Source organism: Rhodopseudomonas sp. P2A-2r (assembly GCF_026015985.1).
Taxonomy (GTDB): Bacteria; Pseudomonadota; Alphaproteobacteria; order Rhizobiales; family Xanthobacteraceae; genus Tardiphaga.
Window position 1 is genome coordinate 6,405,756 of the sequence record NZ_CP110389.1, and the last position, 21,303, is coordinate 6,427,058.

16 protein-coding genes, 2 tRNA genes and 2 pseudogenes are annotated in these 21,303 nt (G+C 61.1%); 9 read left to right on the forward strand and 11 right to left on the reverse strand.

Going from position 1 to position 21,303, the window contains the following annotated elements; genetic code table 11:
- Positions 1 to 217 precede the first annotated feature (217 nt).
- The 4 genes from ONR75_RS30790 (at position 218) to ONR75_RS30805 (ending at position 4,518) form a co-directional block, all read left to right on the forward strand.
- Positions 218 to 292, forward strand: a tRNA-Thr gene (locus tag ONR75_RS30790).
- 93 nt (positions 293 to 385) lie between these two features.
- A complete protein-coding gene (locus tag ONR75_RS30795) occupies positions 386 to 1,993 on the forward strand; it encodes a DUF6538 domain-containing protein (protein ID WP_265080584.1) in 1,608 nt (535 codons plus the stop codon).
- 108 nt (positions 1,994 to 2,101) lie between these two features.
- Positions 2,102 to 2,377 carry a hypothetical protein gene (locus ONR75_RS30800; protein ID WP_265080585.1) on the forward strand — a complete coding sequence of 92 codons (276 nt, stop codon included), beginning with the start codon at positions 2,102 to 2,104 and terminating at the stop codon, positions 2,375 to 2,377.
- A gap of 416 nt (positions 2,378 to 2,793) precedes the next feature.
- Entirely contained in the window at positions 2,794 to 4,518 is a 1,725-nt protein-coding gene (locus ONR75_RS30805) for a hypothetical protein (protein ID WP_265080586.1), read from the forward strand.
- A gap of 371 nt (positions 4,519 to 4,889) precedes the next feature.
- On the opposite strand, the gene ONR75_RS30810 is transcribed toward ONR75_RS30805, so the two are convergent.
- A complete protein-coding gene (locus ONR75_RS30810; RefSeq protein ID WP_265080587.1) occupies positions 4,890 to 5,543 on the reverse strand; it encodes a hypothetical protein in 654 nt (217 codons plus the stop codon).
- A 497-nt stretch (positions 5,544 to 6,040) separates the two neighbouring features.
- Here ONR75_RS30810 and ONR75_RS30815 point away from each other — a divergent pair, with 497 nt between their 5' ends.
- The 5 genes from ONR75_RS30815 (at position 6,041) to ONR75_RS30835 (ending at position 8,758) form a co-directional block, all read left to right on the forward strand.
- Positions 6,041 to 6,694: a recombinase family protein gene (locus tag ONR75_RS30815; RefSeq protein ID WP_265080588.1), complete on the forward strand. Its 654-nt coding sequence runs from the start codon at positions 6,041 to 6,043 to the stop codon at positions 6,692 to 6,694.
- Between the two features lie 289 nt (positions 6,695 to 6,983).
- Positions 6,984 to 7,739 (forward strand): hypothetical protein, encoded by a 756-nt coding sequence (locus ONR75_RS30820; protein ID WP_265080589.1) that lies wholly within the window; start codon positions 6,984 to 6,986, stop codon positions 7,737 to 7,739.
- Positions 7,736 to 8,281 (forward strand): PIN domain-containing protein, encoded by a 546-nt coding sequence (locus ONR75_RS30825; protein ID WP_265080590.1) that lies wholly within the window; start codon positions 7,736 to 7,738, stop codon positions 8,279 to 8,281. Before ONR75_RS30820 ends, ONR75_RS30825 begins: the two co-directional genes overlap by 4 nt.
- A 73-nt stretch (positions 8,282 to 8,354) precedes the next feature.
- Positions 8,355 to 8,423 (forward strand) — tRNA-Thr (locus ONR75_RS30830).
- 137 nt (positions 8,424 to 8,560) lie between these two features.
- Entirely contained in the window at positions 8,561 to 8,758 is a 198-nt protein-coding gene (locus ONR75_RS30835) for a hypothetical protein (RefSeq protein WP_265080591.1), read from the forward strand.
- A gap of 6 nt (positions 8,759 to 8,764) precedes the next feature.
- Here ONR75_RS30835 and ONR75_RS30840 read toward each other — a convergent pair whose 3' ends face one another.
- The 10 genes and pseudogenes from ONR75_RS30840 to ONR75_RS30885 form a co-directional block, all read right to left on the reverse strand.
- Positions 8,765 to 9,163 (reverse strand): hypothetical protein, encoded by a 399-nt coding sequence (locus ONR75_RS30840; RefSeq protein WP_265080592.1) that lies wholly within the window; start codon positions 9,161 to 9,163, stop codon positions 8,765 to 8,767.
- A gap of 126 nt (positions 9,164 to 9,289) precedes the next feature.
- The gene (locus ONR75_RS30845; protein ID WP_265080593.1) at positions 9,290 to 9,880 is read right to left on the reverse strand and encodes a PP2C family protein-serine/threonine phosphatase; all 591 of its coding nucleotides are present in this window, start codon (positions 9,878 to 9,880) and stop codon (positions 9,290 to 9,292) included.
- 136 nt (positions 9,881 to 10,016) lie between these two features.
- Positions 10,017 to 10,691, reverse strand: a complete 675-nt coding sequence (gene tagF, locus ONR75_RS30850; protein ID WP_265080594.1) for a type VI secretion system-associated protein TagF — start codon at positions 10,689 to 10,691, stop codon at positions 10,017 to 10,019.
- Between the two features lie 6 nt (positions 10,692 to 10,697).
- A complete protein-coding gene (gene tssM, locus ONR75_RS30855) occupies positions 10,698 to 14,198 on the reverse strand; it encodes a type VI secretion system membrane subunit TssM (protein WP_265080595.1) in 3,501 nt (1,166 codons plus the stop codon).
- The gene (gene tssL / locus ONR75_RS30860) at positions 14,195 to 15,721 is read right to left on the reverse strand and encodes a type VI secretion system protein TssL, long form (protein WP_265080596.1); all 1,527 of its coding nucleotides are present in this window, start codon (positions 15,719 to 15,721) and stop codon (positions 14,195 to 14,197) included. The genes tssM and tssL overlap by 4 nt, the downstream gene beginning before the upstream one ends.
- A pseudogene (tssK, locus tag ONR75_RS30865) lies at positions 15,718 to 17,054 on the reverse strand (type VI secretion system baseplate subunit TssK). The gene tssL and the pseudogene tssK overlap by 4 nt, the downstream one beginning before the upstream one ends.
- A 118-nt stretch (positions 17,055 to 17,172) precedes the next feature.
- A complete protein-coding gene (gene tagH, locus ONR75_RS30870; protein ID WP_320109761.1) occupies positions 17,173 to 18,123 on the reverse strand; it encodes a type VI secretion system-associated FHA domain protein TagH in 951 nt (316 codons plus the stop codon).
- A gap of 245 nt (positions 18,124 to 18,368) precedes the next feature.
- Positions 18,369 to 18,596 (reverse strand): annotated as a pseudogene (locus ONR75_RS30875) (FHA domain-containing protein); the annotation flags it as partial.
- 175 nt (positions 18,597 to 18,771) lie between these two features.
- Positions 18,772 to 19,323, reverse strand: a complete 552-nt coding sequence (locus ONR75_RS30880) for a DUF6931 family protein (protein ID WP_265080597.1) — start codon at positions 19,321 to 19,323, stop codon at positions 18,772 to 18,774.
- A gap of 43 nt (positions 19,324 to 19,366) precedes the next feature.
- Positions 19,367 to 21,298 carry a type VI secretion system Vgr family protein gene (locus ONR75_RS30885; RefSeq protein WP_265080598.1) on the reverse strand — a complete coding sequence of 644 codons (1,932 nt, stop codon included), beginning with the start codon at positions 21,296 to 21,298 and terminating at the stop codon, positions 19,367 to 19,369.
- Positions 21,299 to 21,303: the final 5 nt, after the last annotated feature.

A 21,303-nucleotide genomic window follows, 5' to 3' on the forward strand; every position in this document is an offset into this window, starting at 1 on the left:
CGGCTGCGGCCACGGCTGGCCAAAGCCCTGGGATCTCGTTGGAGCCGGACCGCCCCGGCCCCGAATCTAGCCATGGGATGCGGATGGCGGCCGCCGTTGCCTGACGGCTGGCGGATAATGACCCGTTCGACGGCCGCGGCGCTTGCGTGGCCTGAGAGCATGTGGCAAGGATCGCCCCGCCGAGCAGGTCGCCCATGGCTGATTCCTGCATCCGCATGCTGCCGTAGCTCAGTGGTAGAGCACTCCATTGGTAATGGAGAGGTCCACAGTTCGATCCTGTGTGGCAGCACCAGCCTTTTCGGCTGATGGGTCAATACCTTACTGAGATCATTGAGGCTTTCGTGGTGCGCCTGATGCACACGGATGCTGCACAATGGTATTGAGAATGGCCAGCCCGACCAAGCGTATGGGCTCCGACAACTGGCATTATCGACGACGCATCCCTGCCAAGGTTAGGGTTGCCCTTGCGGTGGTCCCCAAGGCTCAACGTCCGCCGGGATGGTTCAAGGAGCACATCAATATCTCGCTTGGGACTGCGGACCGGGCTCAGGCCAAGGCGAAGTGCCCCCAGATCGCGGTTGAAGTCGAAGCGGCAATGGCCGCAATCCTTAATGGACCCAAGCCGTTGACGGTGCAGGACATCAGCGCCCTTTCAGGCGATCTCTGCAAGGCATTTGCGGAGGGCTTGGAGAGAGGGCCAGTGGCCACCCCTGACCAGTGGCTCAGGGTCGCTGCGATGAACGAGGAGGCCCGGCAGGGCCATTACGGCGTGGTTGCGATGCCAAGCATCCACGAGACTGCCGACGAGCAACGCCGGGCGTCGATGGAGGCGCGGTTTGGCGGGATCACCGACACCTTCCTTGCCAGACGCGGCACCATCACGGACGCCGAGAGCCGATTGAAGCTCATAGAACGCGCCTCGCTCGATCTGATGGAGGGGGCGATGAAGCTGGGCCGCAGCCCGGACGGCGAATACACGCCGGATGACTGTAAGCGGCGGCGACCTAACATCCGGGTGAAGTCGGCAAATGGCCTCGACCGATCCCTCACCGGGTTAGCTGAAGCGTGGCACAAGGCCGCGCTGGATCGTGACGTGAGGAAGCGCGACGCGGACGAGATCGCGAGCCGGTTCAAGAAGCTCATACCTTTCTTGCAGCATGATGATGCCGGTCGAGTTACCCGACAGGACATTGTGCGGTGGAAGGACAAGCGCCTCGCGGAAGACATCAGCGTCAAGACCATCAACGATAGCGACATTGCGTCATTCAACAACGTGTTCAACTGGGGCAAGGAGCGAGGCTGGCTAGATCAGAACCCAGCTAAAGGAACGGCGATCAGGACCAAGAGACGGAAGGCGAAGAACCGAGACGAGTTCTTCTCCATACAGGAGATCGGCACCATCCTTCGTCACGCCGCAGCCGCTGTTGGCACCAAGCGCGAAGCTCCGAAGACCACAGCCGCAAAGCGTTGGGTGCCGTGGTTGCTTGCATACTCCGGTGCTCGCGTTGCGGAGATGATCCAGCTCCGTAAGGGCGATGTCAGAAGCGACCCGGATCATGGTTGCATAGTGCGACTGACCCCAGAAGCTGGCAGCATCAAGACGAACAGGTTCTGCGATGTCCCAGTCCACGACCACTTGATCGCTGAGGGCTTCTTGGAGTTCGTGAAGGGGTCTCAAGATGGGCACTTGTTCTGCGAGCTTGGCGCAGACGGAACGATCACAGGACCTGCTGGAGGGGTCTACAAGCGTGTCCGGGACTTTGTACGCGAGGTTATTGACGACAAGGATGTCGCGCCCCTCCATGCGTGGCGCTACACGTTCAAGACTTACGGCCTCGAGGCGGGCATCCAAGAGATCACGTTGGACGCCATCTCGAACCACGCCCCGAAGCATCAGGGCGGTGAGTACACGAAGGTGACGTTGAGAGCCCGAGCTGAAGCGATGGCCCGGTTCCGGCGCTACAGCCTCAAACCTGTTGTGCAACCAGACTGACGGACATCCTGTTGACCCTCACTGCATTGTATGATCGAACATGCAAGGAATAAATCCCCTGCCACTTGGCGACCCTCGCCGATTGGCAACCTTGATCCGGGGATCATCATGTCGAACCAGACCACAGCACAACACTCCACCGTTGCCGCCAGCGCCCTCGAACGGGTGGGCCGCGATCCAGCTCAGCTCTTCACCGTCGAGGCTTACTGGAACGCTTTCGGCGACCCCGTCGAGCTGCTGGCTAGCCCAGCACAGACCTTCGCCTCCAACACCGCCAGCCTCGCCGCCCTTTGCGAGGAGCATCGCATCCCGCACCGTCATGATGATCAGGGCCACGCCTTCCCTGTCTGGCTGCTGCGGGAGTTCTACCCTGCCAACCCGTAGGCGCGGATTGGTTGCCCTCTCGCCCCTGACCTCGCCCTGATGGAACGGTGATCACACCTCGATCATCCTGACCAAGGCGATAGGTGGCACGCCTACACGACCGAACGCGGTCAATCCGCATCGCCCAATCATCATCGCCAGCCCTGCCCCCGTGACGGGTCGCTCCTGTCCTGCTCTGGACGGGCGTCAGGGCGTGGCCATTCACGAGAACCAGAGAATGCAGACAGCACACACACCACCACCGATTGCCTTAGCCAACCCCCACCTCGCTGACCCATTGACATTGAAAGGGGTACAGAACTGTAAGGAGACATCTTCTAAGGGAATTGTACCCCTAAGCTCGGGCCGTTGTCAGCGGAGACCATCCGTCGTCTCAAGGCTGACTTCATCATCAAGGCCCATCGTCCCTCTCCCTGATGTGGGACGCGCTGAGCGGCATCGTCACCACGCTGGAGCAGATGGCGGACGGGATAGCCCAGCCCAGCATTCACCTCAGCTCCCTTGATCCCGGCGTGGGCAAGACGCAATCAATCGTCCGGTTCCTTCCTGTCCTCCTCGCGTCCCACCGTCATCGGGATGTTTCGGTCATCGTCTGCGCGGGGCGGCTTAAGCAGATCGAGGCTGTTGTCGCCGACGCTCGGAATGCCGGTCTCGGTGACAAGGACTTCGCCGTCTTCACGTCGGACCCGGATTTGAACAAGCTCGGACGGGGTATCGCAGACCGATCAACCGCCCGCGTCCTCTTCACCACCCACGCGATGGTCATGAGCCACTGCAAAGACGGCGGATCGTTCACCAAGGCCACCGACTTCCACTATCGTCATCAGCCGAGAGATGTCCGTGTCTGGGACGAGGCGATCACACCGGGTATCGCGGTCACGCTGAACGAGTTCGACATCGCCGCGCTCAGCAAGCCCATGTCCGCCCAGAGCTACCGCTTCTCAGCAGGGCTCATCAGCCTCGCATCCAATCTCGGCCAAATGACGGATCGGACCTGTTTCATGGTCCCCGATCTCGGGGCAGAGTGCGGTGTTGATCTCAACAGCCTCGAACGCGCCTTCAGCGATGCCCCTGAGGACCAGAAGATCATTGCCAACTCGCTGTGGTTCTTGCTCGGTAAGCCAGTCACGGTGCGCAGGGACGGCAAGTTCGGGAATGCGATGCTCGACTATCGCGAGACGTTGCCGGATGGTCTAGCTCCGCTCCTCGTGCTCGACGCCTCGTCCCGGCGCGACGTGAGGGAGACCTACAACCTTTGGGAGGAGCATCGGGGAGGCATCGTCCGCCTGCTTGAAGCACCCAAGGACTACGGCCCGCTCACCATCCACCATTGGTCGGTCGGCGGTGGCAAGTCAGCGTTCAGCGATCAGACAAAGGGGGCACGGCTGATCAGGGGCGTTGCCAACACCATCAACTCGAAGCCCACCGAGAAATGGCTCGTGGTTCACCACAAGGACCCCGAGTTCGAGGCGAAGGTGCGGGCACTGGTGGCAGCGGACGCCACCAACATCGCATTCCTGAACTGGGGCGCTCACGACGCGACGAACGACTACGCTGACGTGCCGAATGTCATCCTCGCTGGCACACTGTTCTATCGGACCTCGCACTATGAGGCGATTGGTCGGGCTGCTGCGGGACAGCCATCTTCGGAGGGGGCGTTTCCGGCAGACCAGTTCGAGCAGGTCCGACGCGGCGAGCACCGTCACATGATCCTGCAGGCCGTCTGTCGTGGGCGCGTCCGCAAATGTGAAGGTGACCGGTGCCCGCCAAGCAGCGTCTACATCGTCGCCTGCCGTGGCTCTCGCATCGGTGATGATCTTCCGACCATCTTCCCCGGATGTAGGGTGGTCTCGTGGAAGCCGGTTGAGACGCAGCTGAAGGGCCAGGTCGGCGATGCGGTGTCCTTCATTCTCGACCGAACGAAGATCGGGGCGTTCGTCTCGGATGTCGAAGTCATGGAGCACCTCGGGATCAGCGATAGGTCCAACTTCAAGCGCTGCATCAAGAAGCATGCGGACTTCCTTGGAGCACTGGACGACCACGACATCGGCCTCTCCAAGGATGGTCGTCGTTCTGGCTTCCAGCGGGCAGTGGCGATGTTCTTCGGCGAGATCGAGGAGACGGGCACGCCCTTGCTTTAGGTCCTTTCCGTCCCCTTGAGTGATCTGGAAGGCCACCGGCAATTTCCAGACAAAAATCTCTCAAGGGGGCCCTCGATGGGATTGGTGGGCAGCATTCCCCCGTGGCCCCGCCCCGCCAATGGAATGCTGCAGCTCGGTGGCCGTTCGGGTATCGTACAAACGCGCAGACAAGAGTTGCGCTCGCGAGCCTCGCAAAGTGCACTCTCTCCTGCTAAATAGGCCCTTAGACCCGGAAACCTCTCCACCGCATCCCCCTCCAAGGTTCTGCGAAGTGGCTGTTGTCCGACGTACGGGTCTCGACGTGTGGTGAAGCCACATGTCGGAGCCTTTGGTCAGGCCGAGGCCCAACCAATTTCAGGCCTGCTCCTCCTCTACAGCCACTGGCGCAACAGGCGGCTGCGGCCAAGGCGTGGGGGAAGCGGCAAAGCGGTGAACCCCGATTGTAAAGGGTTCGGACCTCCGGGGACTGGTCCCTGTGGAAATGTGGGCGTTGCTGGCACAGTCGGAGGAGAGAAGCTCTTGTCGCCAATCTCTATGGCTCGGGCGACCAGAGCGTTGAACTTGTCTTCACGCATCCCGGGCGTTTTGCTGGCGTGATGCCGCCCGATCACAAGGTAGGGGTTCTTGATCAGCGCGTAGCTCGCTGGCCCAGATGATCCGCTCTTGAGGTCGATGAAGCCGAGGTCGGCCAAGATCTCCAGCTTTTGCTTCCATGTCCTCTCTGCACGTTGCGTCGTAAATCCAGAGTGAAAAGCCATCTCCTTTGGCTTGGCCAAGGTGACGAAGCACTCGTCGTAGGCCCGTGTGAGGAGGTCAAGGTAGGTCATTGAGACCGGACGCCCCTTCGACAGATCATCCATGATCGACATGATAAGCGGTAAGCCACTGGGGATCGTGCTGAAGCCATCATGAGTATGACGGGTCCAGAGCTCGTTCTCGTCCAGCTCGGGCCAAAGCCTTGCCCTAAGCTCCAGTTGCCTTTGCTGGATCTTCTTCTTCGGCCTCGCAAATCCCGGTATCCGCACGAGCTTCTCTCCAGCGTTCTACCAACTCGACAAACTCAACTTGCGAGCCCGCCTATTTTAGGTAGCATACATCTTCGTCGCCATCTTGACAACACTGCCAAAAGAATACTCGTTTCTTTCGCATTTACAACGGTTTAGATTGATCATCTGGCTTGTAAAGGGCGGCAAGGGCGCGCTTCGACCTATCTTATCCTTGGCTTAGAACAGCCAGACTTGCGGAGCAAAACTGCGCAGTAGGGTTTCTATTTTGCAGTTTTTTTAATGACTTAGCCATTAAATGCTATGCTGCGATGCTATGATGCTACATGCTGCCCATGCTTGCTGATACTGGCCCGGTTCGTCGCTATTTCGACGGCGGCTCGGCGCACAGAATTGTCCGGTAGGGCATAGGGTAGCGGACAGGGACGATAGTTCCCGAATAGCTGTCCGCAAGGGTTGACTTCGATCAACGGACGCCCTACACAACGGACGCAACCCTTTCGTACAGGAGCAATTCCGTGGCCACCGTCCTCTACGCCCGCGTCTCGACCAAAGACCAGACCATCGAACATCAACGTACCCAAGCTGAGGCCGCTGGCTTCAAGATCGACCGGGAGTTTGCGGACCATGGTGTCTCGGGTGTGAGCACTCGCCTTGCTGAACGCCCCGAGGGCAAGCGCCTGTTCGATGCTCTTCGCAGCGGCGATACGCTGGTCGTGCGATGGGTGGACCGTCTGGGGCGAAACTACAACGATGTGAGCGACGCCATCCGTGAGTTCATGCGCCGGGGCGTCATCATCCGCACCATCATCAACAACATGACCTTCGACGGCGCCACTACCGACCCCATCCAGATGGCCGTCAGGGATGCGCTGATCGGCTTCATGGCCGCGACGGCACAAGCCCAAGCCGAGGCAATCAAGGTGGCCCAGCGGGGCGGTATCGACCGCGTGAAGGCGTCTGAGGAAGATAGGAAGTACCTAGGACGAAAGCCCAGCTTCACCCGAGCCCAATTTGAAGCGGTCTGCAGCATGCTGGACATGTCTTCGGGCGTCAGCGAGATCGCCGCAGCTACGGGCCTCACCCGACAGACCATTTATCGCATTCGGGATGACCGGGCGGGGGCAGAAGCGGCGTTGACGAACTGGGCTGATAGGCGACGCGCGGCATAAGGATCAAACGAAAGGCATCACGTCATTTAGCGGCATCGCGAGGGCGTTCGAGAAACGCGGCATCCCGCCCCTCGCGGCGGCTGGAAGTGGAGCGCTACCCAGATCGCCCGTATCGCCGAACGGCTACAGGTCTCTTGATCCACCGTGAGCAACCCGATCTTTGTGGCGCTATCAGTGTTTTTGCTGGTCTTGTCGAAGCAGCCTGATTGTTCTATCTTCGTTCTCTCAATAACGTAACTCTTGAGCAAGCGTCCCGTTGTAGATCTAGGTTGAGTTCACGAGGACGGGCATGGGCATCGAGTACAGCTTTCGCATCGATAGCGACATGACGCCCGAGACGTTCCCCATGGAGCGCCTCGCAGACTACCTGTCTGCGCTCGCCAAGCTGCTGGGTCAGACGCCAAACGTCCATTTCGAGGCTGTCCGTCCCGGCTCTTCGATCCTGGTGGCGCGTGTCGAAGATCAATCCGTCGAGGTCGTAAGCGACCGGGTTCGTAACGTCCACGCTGGAGTTGGACCGAGGGAAGCCCTGAAGGCTTACGGCAACCTCGACATGTTGTTACGGCAGGATCGCGCGACGGGCACACTGACCAGCGACGTGCTGGGCGTAGTGATCCCATTCCCCGGCATCAACCGTCCTGAACCGCTGGTCTTTGGTCCCTATTGGCAGGATGGCTCGCTCGACGGCGAGGTCATCCGCGTCGGAGGAAGCGGGAAGGACGACACGACGGTCCCAGTTCATCTGCGCGAAGCGGGTATCGTCCACACCCACCTCAACACGACCTACGAACTGTCCAAGGAGATTGCCAAGTTCTATGGCGGGCAAAGCATCCGGGTACATGGCAAGGGTCAGTGGTTTCGGGGCAGCGACGGCGTGTGGGAGTTGCGCGAGTTCAAGATCGCGAGCTTCGAGGCACTGGGGGACGCTCCCTTATCTGAGGTTGTCCGAAACATCCGCTCGGCGGGTGGTGGCGAATGGAGCAGTATCAGCGACCCAGTAGGCTACCTGATGGAACAGCGGGCCGATGACGAGGGCGACCAATGATCGTTGCATTCGACGCCTCAGTCCTGACCTTCATTGTCGACGAGAACGCAGGCGCTCCGACTGACCCGGCAACCGGCAACCCGGTTACGTTCTGTAAGGAGCGCGTACAGTACCTTCTCGATACGCTGCAGAAAGACGGCTCGAAGATCATCATTCCAACCCCATCCCTCGCCGAAGTGCTGGTTAAGGCAGGGAACGCGGCCCCCAAGATCGTCTCAGAGCTGTCTACATCGAAGCACTTCAAGGTGGTCGACTTCGACGTTAGGGCAGCGGTGGAGTTTGCCTCGCGACAGATCGCGCGACAGAAGGGCATTGAGAAGCGGACCAAGGCAAAGTTCGACGACCAGATACTTGCTATCGCTATCGTAGAGAACGCATCGGTCATCTACTCGGACGACAAGAAACTGGCTGCTGCGGCTCCGGCCAACATCTCGGTGGTCGGCATCGCTGATCTGCCGTTGCCACCGGCCAAGGATCAGCATGAAATGTTCAAGGACGATGGTCACTACGCGGACAATCCCGACTACGGTCGGTGGGGCTGACAGCGATCCACGCCGCTGATACACAGCTTTCAGATCAACCGAAGAGGCCGCCCGAAAAAGCTCAACGATCTCAGTAGCTCAGTGGTAGAGCACTCCATTGGTAATGGAGAGGTCCACAGTTCGATCCTGTGTGGCAGCACCATTCCCCTTCCTTAAATAAGCCAACAACATCAAGCATTTGCCTGCCCCCTGCGATCGGCCGGGCTTTCGGCTATACCAGCCAGAACGCGCTGTTTCGACCAGAACGCATCGTGAAAGCCTGTGCCAGCTGGCACACTTTTGGCACAAGCGTTCGGCTTTTTCTCGCCCGCTTCGGCGGGCTGGAATTTCACACGGCCCTTACGGGAACGGGAGGATGGCACTTTCTCGCTCGCCGGCGCGCGCGAGCGCGAGCGCGAGCGCGATAAGGCCAAAGACCTGCTCAAGGTTCGCGTCAATCTTCCCCGCCGTAACGACATTGGCAGCCCCGGCTTATAAGCCGATTTACTGTATCGTCAGCGTCACCGGAACGCCTTTCGCGTCGGGGCAGTCCATCGATCCGCCAAAGCGGCCCGCCAGCGGCCCGCCGAACGTGCAGACGGCCCCCTCCAGCACAATGGCTCCCTCGATACGTGCCAATGGTCGCGCGCCAATGATCCTGGCGCGAAACTCGGCGGTCTTCTCAACGGGGCCTTCGGGGCTGCAGAGCCCTGTATGGGTCATCGTCAACATGCCGGCCAGGGAGCGACCGTTCCGTTCCGACGTCATGGTCACCCGGCCGCTCAAATCCCATTCTGACAGATAGCCGCTCGTTCCTCTGACCACAGTCGACTGCGCCCTCACCGGCCCCGATGCCGACAGGAGCAACACGCCTGCGAATGTCAAAACGATCATAGGCTTCATTGGGGGGATCCTTCGCGCGCGCATGTTGCAGGTCTGCGTCTTCCGCTTGGCTGGGACATATCGATGCCACCTATTCCTGCCCCGCCCGAACTGTCGATACGGCGCCGACCTGCACGATCACCAGTGTCACATTGTCGGACGCGCCACGATCGAGCGTGAGCTGCAGCAGCAGATCGCACGCCACCTGCGCCGGATTTTTCCGGCCAGCGCGAGAATTTCCTCGTCGCTGACATGAGCCGTAAGGCCGTCGCTGCAAATGACAAAGCCATCGCCGGGCTCCAACATACCGCTTTTTATTTCCAGTTCGGGAGATTCGAACACGCCGATTGCCCGGGTGACCGCATTGCGATGCGGCCAGGTCGCCGCCTCCTCGGTGCCGATCTTGCCCTCAGAGATCAACTCCTGAATCTCCGTATGATCCATCGATATTTGCTCGATGGCGGCGCCGCGAATGCGATAGATTCGACTGTCCCCCGACCACACACAGGCATAGGATCCACCAAATACCAGCAGGATGGCAATCGTGGTACCGATGAGCGCGCCACGCTCGTCAGCCAGTTGCCTGAGCCGACTGTTGGCGATGACCATGTGCGCCTCGCAGCTCGCGAGCAGTTCGGCTGCGCTTGCCGGTGCCGGTATCGCATTCAGCTCCTCGACTGCGACCCGGCTTGCGACGTCGCCTGCGTCATGCCCCCCATGCCGTCGGCAACCGCCCATAGTCCACGATGGGTTGCAACGAGATAGCTGTCTTCGTTGCGTCGTCGAACGTTGCCCACATGGGTGGCTGCGCCGACTAATATTCGCGACGTCGGTTCATCCATGCGGTTTCGTTCCCCATATCGGCATTCCCCGGTCATGCTGCCGCGAATTGACCGGTCAGCATTCGCGAGAAAATGTAAGGGTCGGGCATGTGTTTGGCCGCCAGGGCGCGAGGCGGATAGCTTTCGCCGCCGATCGTCCACCAGAACGACGCAGCGGCATAGACGTCGTCATGCTGACGCAGACGCAGCGCCTCGAACGTTCCGTCAAGGATACCGTCGCCAGCCGCAAAGGCCGCCGTATCGAAGGCCGAACCGGTTTGCGGCAGGGCGGCCCCTCCCTGCGCCGGAGGTATCAGCTGGTCGAGGCGAGCCGATACGACGTCGTAAGTCGTATCCTGATCGAGGGCCGACATCAAAAAGGTCTCAGCCGCGGCGAACCAGCTCTCCTGCGGGTCGAGCTCGGGTGGAGCAATGGATGCGCCGTCATCCGCGCAGGCGAACACCGTCAGCGGAAAATAGCGGCCGACACCGTCGAGCGACGGCATGAAGGCACCGATCGTGCTGCGGCCGCAAAGGTCGGAGCCAAGCCAGAAGCGCCAGATCGGCGCCATCAGGAATGCCGATTGCCAATCCTCGCCGAGTTCGTTGCGCGAGGACGAGATCGCCGCCTGCAGCCACGGCTCCCACGCACCCAGAAAAGCGCGCGGCGCCCGGACCGCGACGAAATCGCGCTTCGACGGAAGCTTACCGTAGAGGCTGCAGTTCATGTCGTCTCACAGCGTAGTCGGACATTTGAATTCGGACATCGCCGGCAGCTGCAGCGGATTGACCACCGTTCCCGTGCCGATCTGGAACGCCACCTCGCGACCGCCGACGATCCAGCTCGCCAACACGCCGTTCGGTCGCGCCGATTTCGAGGCCTTGTCGAGCAGCCGGAACAGCGCCCACTGCCCGGTGCCGCCGGCGATCTCCGAAGGCAGCGTGCCGGGCACCGCCGGCTCCTGCGCCAGCGACACCGCTGTCTTGCCGCCCGCGCCGGGCCAGGTGACCGCGATCGGCGCCGGGTTTTGCTGATTGGACGAGGTGGCGGCGACGCCATTGATCTCGAGCTTTGCGGTCAAACCCGTCACGGGCAGCAGCGGCGGGGTGACGCTGAGACTAATCGAAGGCACGTTGCCGTTGGTCGGAAAGAACGCGTCCTTGATCTGCGAAGCGCGCTGGAACTGGCGCAGCGTTTCCGCCGACATCTGCTTGGCAACCGGATTTTCCTGCCGCCACTTCCATTCGCGCGTCGAGGTGTCGGCATAGGGTTCGAGGTATTTCTTGAAGAAGCCGTCGAAATAGCCGTTGCCGCCGAACAGCCTTCCGAAATCGGCGAGGCCGATCTCGGTGCGGCCACCGCGGTCGAGCGGGTAGCGGCCGGTCGCCAGGCTCTGGCACGGCGCATAGACGAACTTCTGGAATTCGTCGCGGATCTGCCGGTAGGTGTCGTTGGCGATGGTGTTCTCGAACGAATTCGCCGATTGCAGCAGCATGTTGTTGAATGGGTTCGGCATCCGCAATGAATCGTTCTTGAACTGGGCGACCTGGACGCGAAGTGCGGCGGTGGCCTGCTGCTCCTGCGCGGGATTGAGCACCAGCGTCTGCAGGCTGTTGTTGATCGCAGTGAGATCGCCGACGATGACGTCGATCAGCCGCCGCGCTCCGTCGCCTTCCACCGCCTGATGAAATGGCTTGAACTCTGCCTCGATGCTGGCGCCCGGCGAGCCGCCTTGCGAGGTGATCAGCGACGGCAATGCGCCGTCCTTCTTCGCACCGTCTTTTTCCTTGGCGTCCTTCTGCTCGCGCGTCAGCGCGGTCTCGTCGCGGATCGACTCGATCAGCAGGCGGACGGGCGAGGTCGTGGCCGCAGCCGCGTTGAGTGCTTCGTATTTCGGCTTGCCGCCGTTGAGCGGGCGGATGCGCAGCCGATCGAATGCCTGCTTCCAGGCGGCCACGAAGTCGCGCGAATAGCGCCGCAGCAGGTCCGCACTCAGGCTGTCGAACTGCGAGGTGATGGCGTCGATCTTGCCCACGTCGCCCAGCACCCAGTTATCGCTCTTCAACTGCTCCGCGATGGTCGGCAGCTTGTCGATGAAAGCGCGCTGGAAGCCGGCATAGGTATAGAAGCCGGGCACGCTGACCGCCTCGACATTATCGCCGCTGGCGCTCTCGAACACGGTGGCGAAATCCGGACCGCCGCGCCGCGCCGCGACCCAGTCGGGCGCGATCGCCGGGCGGGCCTGCGATTTCAGCAGCTGATAGGCGCGATCGGCGATATTGAGCCGCGCGAGGATGCGGCGGCATTCGTCGATCAGTCCGGTGTTCGGCTCTATCAGCGGCTCATCGCCCCCTTCGAGATCGAACATCGCGTTGATCTCCTCCAGCAGCGCCTTGCGGCCGTCGGCATTGGAGGCGCCGGTATAGAGAGTTTCGCTCCAGTCGTTGCGCATCCACGTCACCACCAGATCGCGGTCCGTCTTCTGCAGGCCGGCAACCATCAGATAGACCTTGAGCGGCTCGTAGAGCTGTCCGGGATTGCCCTTGTTGGCATCGAGCACCTCTTCGAGGCGGAACATCAGCCGCGGCCGGAACAGCCGCTCCAGGCCGATGTGATAGGCCTGCGCGGCCGAATTCTGCAGCCGGTCACGCTGGCTGAGGCCGAACGTCGCCAGCAGCGGCACCGGCGTGCCGCGGCTGGCGTAGCCAGCAGGCAAGTTGCGCAGCTTGAACAGCAGCGGCAACACCTTGTGGAGGTCGCGGTCGGAGATCACCGTCTCATGCGCATAGGGACCGGCCTGCTGACTGTACTCGGCAACGGCGTATTGCGTGCGCGAGATCAGCTCGCGGTTGCGCGTGTAGCTGACGATCCACAGTGCCGTCGCGGCGATGGCGACCAATGATACCAGCGAATACAGGCAGGCTTTGACGATGCGGGCACGACGGACGGCAGCGCGGTCGGTCGAAACCCAGGCGGCCTCGCCGACGATCACCTTGAGGATCAGGTCGGTGAGAAAGAAACTCTTGCCAAGACCGGAATAAGCCTGCGCACCGACCTGCTCCGCCCCGAAGCTTTTCGCGAGCGCGCCGATCAGCCGATCAATTGGCGTGCCCTGCTGTGTGCCCGAGGTGAAATAGAATCCCCGTAGCGTCGCATTGGCATGATACCGCGTCGGCTCGAATATCTGATTGAGAAAATCGAACAGGTGGCCCTTGAGAGCAGAGATCTGAGTTGGAAATCCATACAGCAGAACGCGATTTCCAGGCGCGGGCTCCTCCTGCAATCGATCTGTGAGATCGTAGTTCAACCGCTCGACGAGCGCGTCGAGCTCAGCGGGAACATTGCCGACCAGGTTGCGGGTCTTGTCATCCGTCTGGAACGTCGCGCCCCAGACCTGACGGCGGCCCTCGTCCGTGAGGCTGATAAAATACTCACGAAATCCGGCGACCAGATCGGCTTTTGTGAACAGCGCGTAGACCGGGAAATCGACCTTGAGGAGGTCGTGCAACTCGAGCAGCCGCGCCCGGACGGCATCTGCATGGACGGCGATCTCGCCGGGGTCCAGCGTCATCAGGTCTTCAAGGCTAATGACGACAAGCACGCCATTGATCGGCTGACGCGGCCGGTTCTTCTTGAGAATATCCAGAAACGCGAACCAGCTCTGCTTGTCCGCCTTCACGTCGGAATCCTGGGTCGTGTAGCGACCGGCCGTATCGATCAGCACGGCGTCTTCGGTGAACCACCAGTCGCAGTAACGTGTGCCGCCCACGCCGGCGATCGCCTTCGGCGTCGCGCCCCGCGACAACGGAAACTTCAAGCCGGAATTGACCAGCGCCGTGGTCTTGCCCGAGCCCGGCGGCCCGATCAGCACGTACCACGGAAGGTCGTAAAGAAAGTCGGCCTTGCCGCCGCTCGCCGTCTTCAGCGTGGCGAGCGCGTCCTTCATGCGATCCTTGAGGACGTCGGTATCGTCCTCGATCTTGTCGGCCTCGGCAATCCCTTCCGAGAGTTTCGCCGCCGCCTTCTTGCGTCGGTTCCAGCGGAAGGTCATCACCGACGCAAAGATCGCGCCGACCACCAGAATCGCCATTTCGCGGCCGACATAGCTCTCCAGCGGGCGATAGCCGCCGATCGAGATCAGCGGTCCGAGGAAATAGATCAGGGCGCAAATCGAGGTGAGACCGATCCCCGACAGCACGATCCGGATAACGTCTCTGGATGCGATGCCCTTCATTGGCGGCAGGTCCGCTCTGTGACCGGGCCGGTATCTGTCCGTGGAATTAACATCTCGACGCGCCGGTTCTTGGCGCGTCCCTCGGCGGTCTTGTTGTCGGCGATCGGCGCGGTCTCACCCTTGCCGTCGCTCTGCAGCCGATCCGGCTTGGCCAGCGACTTGCTGAACAGCGCCACGACGCTCTTGGCGCGCTCCACCGACAATTGGTAGTTTGAAGGGAAACGGACATTGCTGGCGCCGATCGGCGTGCTGTCGGTATGGCCGATCACCTTGATGAAGCCCTCCTCCTTGTCGAGCGTCTGCGCGACACGCTCGGAAATCGGCTTGAATTCGTCGAGGACGGTGGCCGATCCCGAATTGAATAGCAGCACGTTGCCGACCCGGATAATGATCTGGTTAGCGGTCTGTTCGACGGCGGCCTTGCCGGCCGCTACTTCGGGCTTCAGCGCCGCGCAGATGCGCTGCAGCTGGGTGATCGTGTCGGGCTCGGGCGGCGGCACATAGGGCGGCGGCGCCGGCAATTGAACCTTGCGGGTCAGCGACAGCTTACCGGTGTCGTGCATGTTCGCCAGCGCGGCGGCGGCGATGTCGGCTCCACCGGTCAGCCAGTAAAGCAACACGAAATAAACGCCGAACAGCGCAAGGCCGGTCACGCCAAGCACGGCCCACCACGGCACCCGCACGCGCGAGGTCTGGCCTGCGAGGTTCTGTCCCTGCCAGCGCGGCGACAATTCGCGATAGGCCTTGGGACGGACCCGGCGCAGCGTCTCGTAGAGATCACGCTGGATCTGCTGCAAAGTGGCGACGCCGCCGGCCGAGGTGCGGTGGATGCCATGAAAGCCGATCGCCAGACAGGTGTGTTGCAGTTCGAGCACATTATAATTGACGACAGGGTCCTGCTTTAACCGCGTCAACTCCTCATAAAATCGTACGCCGCCAATGCGCTCGCCGAAGAAGCGGCTAAGCATGCTGTACTGGGTCCAGACGTGGCGGTCCTCGGTCGGAATATTCTGAACGATATCGTCGGCGGTGGCGCAGATGATGTACTTCGCTGCGTTCGCATGCGTTTCCGAGACGCCGGCGGAACGGATGTCCTTGTCAAAGAAGATGATGGCATCTGCAACCTGCTCCATCAGGCTGGCAAACGACGCCCGCGCGAGTGCGACGCGCAGACGACCGAGCAGGAGCAACAGCGGACCGGCCGAACGTAGAATCGGGTTCTCGTTGGGCGCGACCAGTTCGTCGATCTTGACGGGCGAAACTGCCGGGCCTGTTTGCGGCGCCTGTTGCTGCCGTTCGGTGAGGATCCATTCGTCGGAGTTGGAATCACCGGGTGCGCCCGACGGCACGTAGCGCGCTCCGACCGCCGGCGTGGCCTGCGGCGGCGGACTGCCGGAACCGACCGGCGTCGGAGCGCCCGGTGAAGCGGGCGCCTCCGGCCGCCGCCCACCCGGATTGGGCCGAACGATCGTCCGCTCGCTGGGAACGCCGAACGGGCCTCGTGGCGGGACCTTGTCACTCATCGCCGATCTTCCAGAACGGCCCACAACTCTAGTTCAAGTTCGGGCCAATCGCCTGAAAAGTGCAGTCCGATCGAACTCGCCGTCGAGAATTCAGGCCACAACGGCGACTTTCGGTCAAAGAAAAAATAGACGTGGTCGGTGATGGCGCGGATTTGCGGCGGCGGCGTCGGGAGGTGGACGAGCGGTACGCCGGGAAGATGGGCATGCACGATCTCGTTCATCTTGGTATTCGGCCCGACTTTCAGCAGCTGCGGGAATTGGCTCTGAATTTCGGTCAGAGGCCGACGCGCCGCGACCTCCAGAACAAATGTCGCGTTGCGAAACAGCGAGCGATCGCGGATTGTGGACACGAACGCATTGGCGGCGCGTTCGATGAGTTCGAGCCGGATCGCGCGGCGGCCGAGCCGCGCGCCGAGAAACTCCTGGAGGTCCCGCATCACGGGGCCGAAGACATTCTCCAGATCGTCATGATCGTAAGCCGGGTATTCACGCGCGCGGCGCTCCGGAGTCGCGAAGGTCGCCAATTCCCCGACCAGACGGAGAAACTCCTCGAACAGGCGTTCCGGGTGCAGGTAGCCCGACTGCCGAAAGTGTTTCAGGACCGCGATATGCCTGTTGAGCAGTTGCAGAACAAAGTAGTCGACACTCTGCAGGCCGCCGCCGGCGGTGGGATCCGCCGCGTAACGCGCAAGTTCTTCGAGCTTGTTGTCGATCCAGCCGACGACGCGATCCATCCAGCCGTCCACGACCGGGTGGGCCCCGCAAATCAGAACGGGGGGACGTATTTTTCATCGAAGACGATCTGCTTGTCGCGTACCTCGAGAATCCGGCCGATGCCAAGGCCGATATAGCCGGGCTTGGCCGTCTTCCGCAGTTCAAAGCCAAGCCGCGGGAAGGCGACGTCGATCTCCTCTTCGATCCGCAACGACGACGTCGAGTCGATGAAAGTCTCGGCGCCGATCATGAAGCGCGCCGCACTGTCGCTCTCCCGATCGTCCGCCTCACGCATATTGGCAGCGGCCACCGGCATCGAAAGATATGCGATCTGTTGCGAAGCCGTATCGGGCACGATGATGGGTGCCGGCAACGGGCTGTCGCCCGGTATGTCGAAAGGCGTTCCGTCCGGCATGATTCCGGATGCGCGACGGAGAGCAAATTTGCTTTGCTGCGCCAGATCGCGGTCGATTTCCAGATGCGAGAAGCCCCAAGGATATGGCGTAACATACCGTACCCGGGATTCCAGGGCATGCTCGTGGTAGCGGTCGTTTTGCTGAAGGTGATGAGGACGAAGAAACAAGCCCTCTGTCCACGCCACTTTGGAGTACCAGGACATTCTCGAACCGACCTATTCTTTTTCCAGCAAATGCCGATCGAACTTCTCAAGCACGTTGTCATCCCGTTTTCGCACGCCCGCCGCCGTGGGCGACTCGACGCCAGTCAAGAGGGCGACGCTAGTCGCGCCGCTCCTCGCGATCGTAGCATTCGGCGAACAACTCCATATAAGCGTTGAGTACACCGTCCTCGTGCCGTGCGATCCGTGTCTGCCAGCCCGTGACGTAACTGTCCCACAGTCGCGCCTTGCGCGATCCGATGGCTCCGATGAATCCTCGATCCTTTTGCAAGTCCGCTTCGATTCTCGCCGGATCGAAGGCTGAGAACATCAGTTTCAGAGCCTGCTGCATGGCCGTGTATGTCTTGATCTGGTGCAATTTCAGATCGTCGAACCCCTCTGCAAGCGCCCTTCGCGCATCGAGATAGCTCCGCGTCGGTTTGCCGAACATAATGCGCATCGCATCGTCGGTCGTCGGAGCAAACTTGATCGGATTGTTTTCCAGCGCCTTGATCATGGTCTGGTTCGAACTGCGAGCCAAACGCTTGGCGTGCTGACGTGCTTCGAGCAGTTGCTTCATGTTGTCCGTCACCAGCCGCAAAAGCTCACCGAGTTCCTTGGCCAGTTCGGAAGGATCACGGCTCGCCAGCGCCTCGTCGTCCAGGCCGGCACCGCGTGCGACGAGGCGTATAAAGTCGGACGCTTCGCCGAGCGCGACGTCGGCTGACGTGCGCGTCGGCGGTTCGATAGGCATGGCGGGCACAGCCGGCACGCGATCATCGACGGGGGCGGACGTTGCCGGCGCCGAGACGTTGCCACGGCGCTCGTGCTGGAGTTCGGCTTTCGCTGACAGCGGGGCGGCCCACGGGCCATCGGGTTCAGCCGTAATCCATACGGGTCGACGCGGCGTTGGAACCGGGACCAGTTCGGGGGCGGAGGCGGCGGTTTCGGCGTTGCCTGCGACCAGCTCTCCTCCGTATCGGAGTTCCAGACCTCGGCCGCGGATTGCTGCAGTGGCTGTTGCACACCGGGCGTTGCGGAAGGATGCACCGAGGGCACATCGATTGCCCAGTCAAGGAAATCGGGCTTCACCGGCGACATATCCCGCGGCGCTTTCAGCATTCGCGGATCTATCGGCGGCGCCGCGTCGCCCGGCGCGTCCCACAATTCTCCGTAACTGGTGCTCGCGCCGCTACCCGATGTTGCCTGCAGCGCCGGTGGTTCCTGCTCATCGAGCTCGACCAGGATAATGTATCGCCCGATCAGAAAACGGTCACCATTGCGGAGCCGGTGCGGCCCCCTGAGGCGGCTATCCTCTCCGTCCAGAAACGTGCCGTTGGTCGAAATGTCGTGTAACCAGTATCCATCGTCGTGCCACCTCACCTCGCAATGTTTGCCGGAGATAAAGCGCGTCGCATCCGGAAGGGTCCAGTCGAGATAGGGATCGCGACCGATATCCACCCCACGTTTGCCGGCAATCGAAACACTCAACGGACCGCCATCAGGCAGGCTGGTCTCGTTGTCGATCCGGAGCGTCAGAGTCATTCGACTAGCTCGCAGGCATGGGATCTGAATTGATCGAACCGTCCTCCCGCACTACGGAGAGCGTAGTCGTCGCTTGAAATCTTAGGTCTACTCCGTTCCGCGTTCAAGGCGTTTCCATGCACCCAAGCGACGGAGGAATTGCCCGTCACGACACTTCTGCGTAGTGCGCGATACTTCACAGATTTTTCTCCGCGAGCCTGATGCCTTCGGCGAGACATCGCTTCAACCGATCGGCGCGCTCCGCTTTCTGCATGCCGACGGCGGCGAGCTGTATGGCGACGCGCGCCGCCCGAGCGGTGAGGTAAAGCGGCATGGGAACAGGACCATCGGACTTTGCGAGCATCACCCCGCCGGCCCAACCCGCGGCCAACGCCAGCCAGCTCAACGCGTCGTTGCTGTCGCTTTCGGTTCCGAGTTTCAGCGCCGTCTTTTGCAATTCTTCGCTGGGCCGTTCGACCCATTTCTCCGCAGCGACCAGACAAGCCGCGCGATCGCGGGGAATGTCCCCAAGCAGCATCCGGACGCTGCCACAGGCCCACCAGACCGCTTCCCGACGTGGCAGCAAGTGGGCACAAAAATTGATTGCCTCCTCGAGCTTGTCCTGCGCCAGCAGCTTCTTCAGATGCGCCACCGGCGTGTCGTGGACGGCCGCGCTCGTGGCTCCCTTGGCAAGTTCGGGAAAGGTCTCGAGCAACGACTGGACGGTGGGGAAACGAGCGCGAGACATCCGAACTTCTTGAACTCCCAACGGGTTACACTCCAGATAAAACTCAACCGACCGGGATGGGGATGACGACCGGCATCATGCCGTTGATCAGCACGACTCCGTTGAGGTGGATAATGGGCGCCGTGATATTGATCATCGCCCCGGCCGTATCGTTGATCATGGCCTGCGCCAGCCGGTTGATCATCGGCGCCTCGGTGTTGACGGTTGCCGGCATCACCGTGACCGAACTCATCAGCACAGAATCCTCGATCGAGATCATCGCGGTGGTGCTCTGGGCGCCCATGTCGATGTTGATGATCTGGCTGCCCATCTGCACTTCGACGCTGTCGTCGCCCTTCTGGATCGTCCAGGAGCGGTTGCCGCCGACGGTCCAGGTCTGGTCGCCGCCGAGCGCAGGAGAGTCGAGGTCGACCGTGCCGACCTTGCCAGTCTGGTTGGCATTGATCACGACGAGATGATCCTGCTGCGCATGCATGCGAATGAGCTCGCTGCCCTTTTTGTCCTCGAACATGAATTCGTTGTAGCCGTTATGGCCCTTCGTCGAATCCGACTTGGTACCGGACTGGGTCTTGTGGGCCGGCAGCTCGTAAGGAAATTTGTTGTCGCCATTGTAGATGCAGCCAATGACCAGCGGGCGATCGGGATCTCCCTCCAGATAGGCCACAGCAACCTCCATGCCGACCCGTGGGATGAACTGGGTGCCCCACTTCTTTCCCGACCAGGCGTGTGCCACACGCACCGGGCATGACTTCTTCGGCTCACGGTCCCAGAAGAATTGAACCCAGATATGGCCGTTCTCGTCGGTGCTGATCTCCTCGCTTTCCTCACCTTTCTTGCTGACCACCTTGGCTGTCTGGATGCCACAGATGCAGGGCTTTGGCGTATCCGGGAGAATGCGGAACGGGCGGTTCTTGGTACCGAACTCGTATTCCCCGTGATAGACTTGATCGGCCTCCTTGCCCCAGCCGGAGCGATAGTGCTGGGTGCCGAACCGATGGGTGGAACGCAGCACCAGATAGGACTGGTTTTCCGACGAGACCGGATGGCGCTCGACGTCGACCAGGCTTCCCGGAAAAAGCGAAGCGGCGTCGCCCTCGACCAGGCGGCGGTGATCGACGGCTTGTTCGGCCTCGAGCCGGAATCTGGAAAACTTCTTGCCCTTGCTCTCCTCGTCGTATTTGCCCGGATAGTCGTAGACCTCAAGCTTCGAGAAGGCATATTTCTCCGAGGCCTCGTTAGGCGCGCGCAACTTCTTGTTCGGCTTCAGGTAGTCATAGTCGTTGAACTCCACTTTTCCGGTACGGAACCGGCGTTCCGATATCCAGCCGAACAGGTGCTGGTCGAGGCGGAGTTCGACACCGCTCAGGTAGATGAACGGAAGCTTGGGAACCTGCGGATTCGGCCGATGCGACGAGGGCGAGTCCGCCAGCACCATCGTGTGCTTGCCGTCGGAATGCTCAAAAAAGTAGTAAATGCCGTATTCTTCCATCAGTCGATGGCAAAAGGCGAGATCGCTTTCACGATACTGCACGCAGTAATGAATCTTGTCGTAGTCCGCCGTGGTCCGGAACTCGAAATCGTTGAAGCCGCCCTTGGTGAAGACCTCGCGGATGATGTCCTTGACGTCCTTGTCGAGAAAGATCCGGCAGTCGGCCTTGTAGCCCAGCATCCAGAACCACGGCCGCAGGACGAGCTTGTAATGAAAGAAATCGTCCGACTTTCCGACCCATTGGGCCTGCGCCAGGATACCATCGAACATCCGGACCTTGCCTTCATAGGCCTTCAGCTTGATCGTACATGACTGTCCAAGCGCCTTGTCGAAATCGATATTCTCGTCCTCGCTCAGCGCGTCCACATGGAATTCGAACAGTTCGCCCAGCGCCTCCGTGCCCTCAAATTTCATCAGAACAAGGACGTTCTTGCCCAGCGGGGTCGTTAATTCTGCAACGCGGCCATCCTGAGTGAGCAGTCCCATCTGGT

Excerpts from the sequence above, each read along its gene's own strand:
- ONR75_RS30820 (WP_265080589.1), top strand. The coding sequence starts at position 6,984 with ATGGGCATCGAGTACAGCTTTCGCATCGATAGCGACATGACGCCCGAG.
- tssM (WP_265080595.1), bottom strand. The coding sequence starts at position 14,198 with ATGAAGGGCATCGCATCCAGAGACGTTATCCGGATCGTGCTGTCGGGG.
- ONR75_RS30805 (WP_265080586.1), top strand. The coding sequence starts at position 2,794 with ATGTGGGACGCGCTGAGCGGCATCGTCACCACGCTGGAGCAGATGGCG.
- ONR75_RS30800 (WP_265080585.1), top strand. The coding sequence starts at position 2,102 with ATGTCGAACCAGACCACAGCACAACACTCCACCGTTGCCGCCAGCGCC.
- ONR75_RS30825 (WP_265080590.1), top strand. The coding sequence starts at position 7,736 with ATGATCGTTGCATTCGACGCCTCAGTCCTGACCTTCATTGTCGACGAG.
- ONR75_RS30845 (WP_265080593.1), bottom strand. The coding sequence starts at position 9,880 with ATGGGCGGTTGCCGACGGCATGGGGGGCATGACGCAGGCGACGTCGCA.
- tagF (WP_265080594.1), bottom strand. The coding sequence starts at position 10,691 with ATGAACTGCAGCCTCTACGGTAAGCTTCCGTCGAAGCGCGATTTCGTC.
- ONR75_RS30795 (WP_265080584.1), top strand. The coding sequence starts at position 386 with ATGGCCAGCCCGACCAAGCGTATGGGCTCCGACAACTGGCATTATCGA.
- tssL (WP_265080596.1), bottom strand. The coding sequence starts at position 15,721 with ATGAGTGACAAGGTCCCGCCACGAGGCCCGTTCGGCGTTCCCAGCGAG.
- ONR75_RS30840 (WP_265080592.1), bottom strand. The coding sequence starts at position 9,163 with ATGAAGCCTATGATCGTTTTGACATTCGCAGGCGTGTTGCTCCTGTCG.
- ONR75_RS30885 (WP_265080598.1), bottom strand. The coding sequence starts at position 21,298 with ATGGGACTGCTCACTCAGGATGGCCGCGTTGCAGAATTAACGACCCCG.
- ONR75_RS30880 (WP_265080597.1), bottom strand. The coding sequence starts at position 19,323 with ATGTCTCGCGCTCGTTTCCCCACCGTCCAGTCGTTGCTCGAGACCTTT.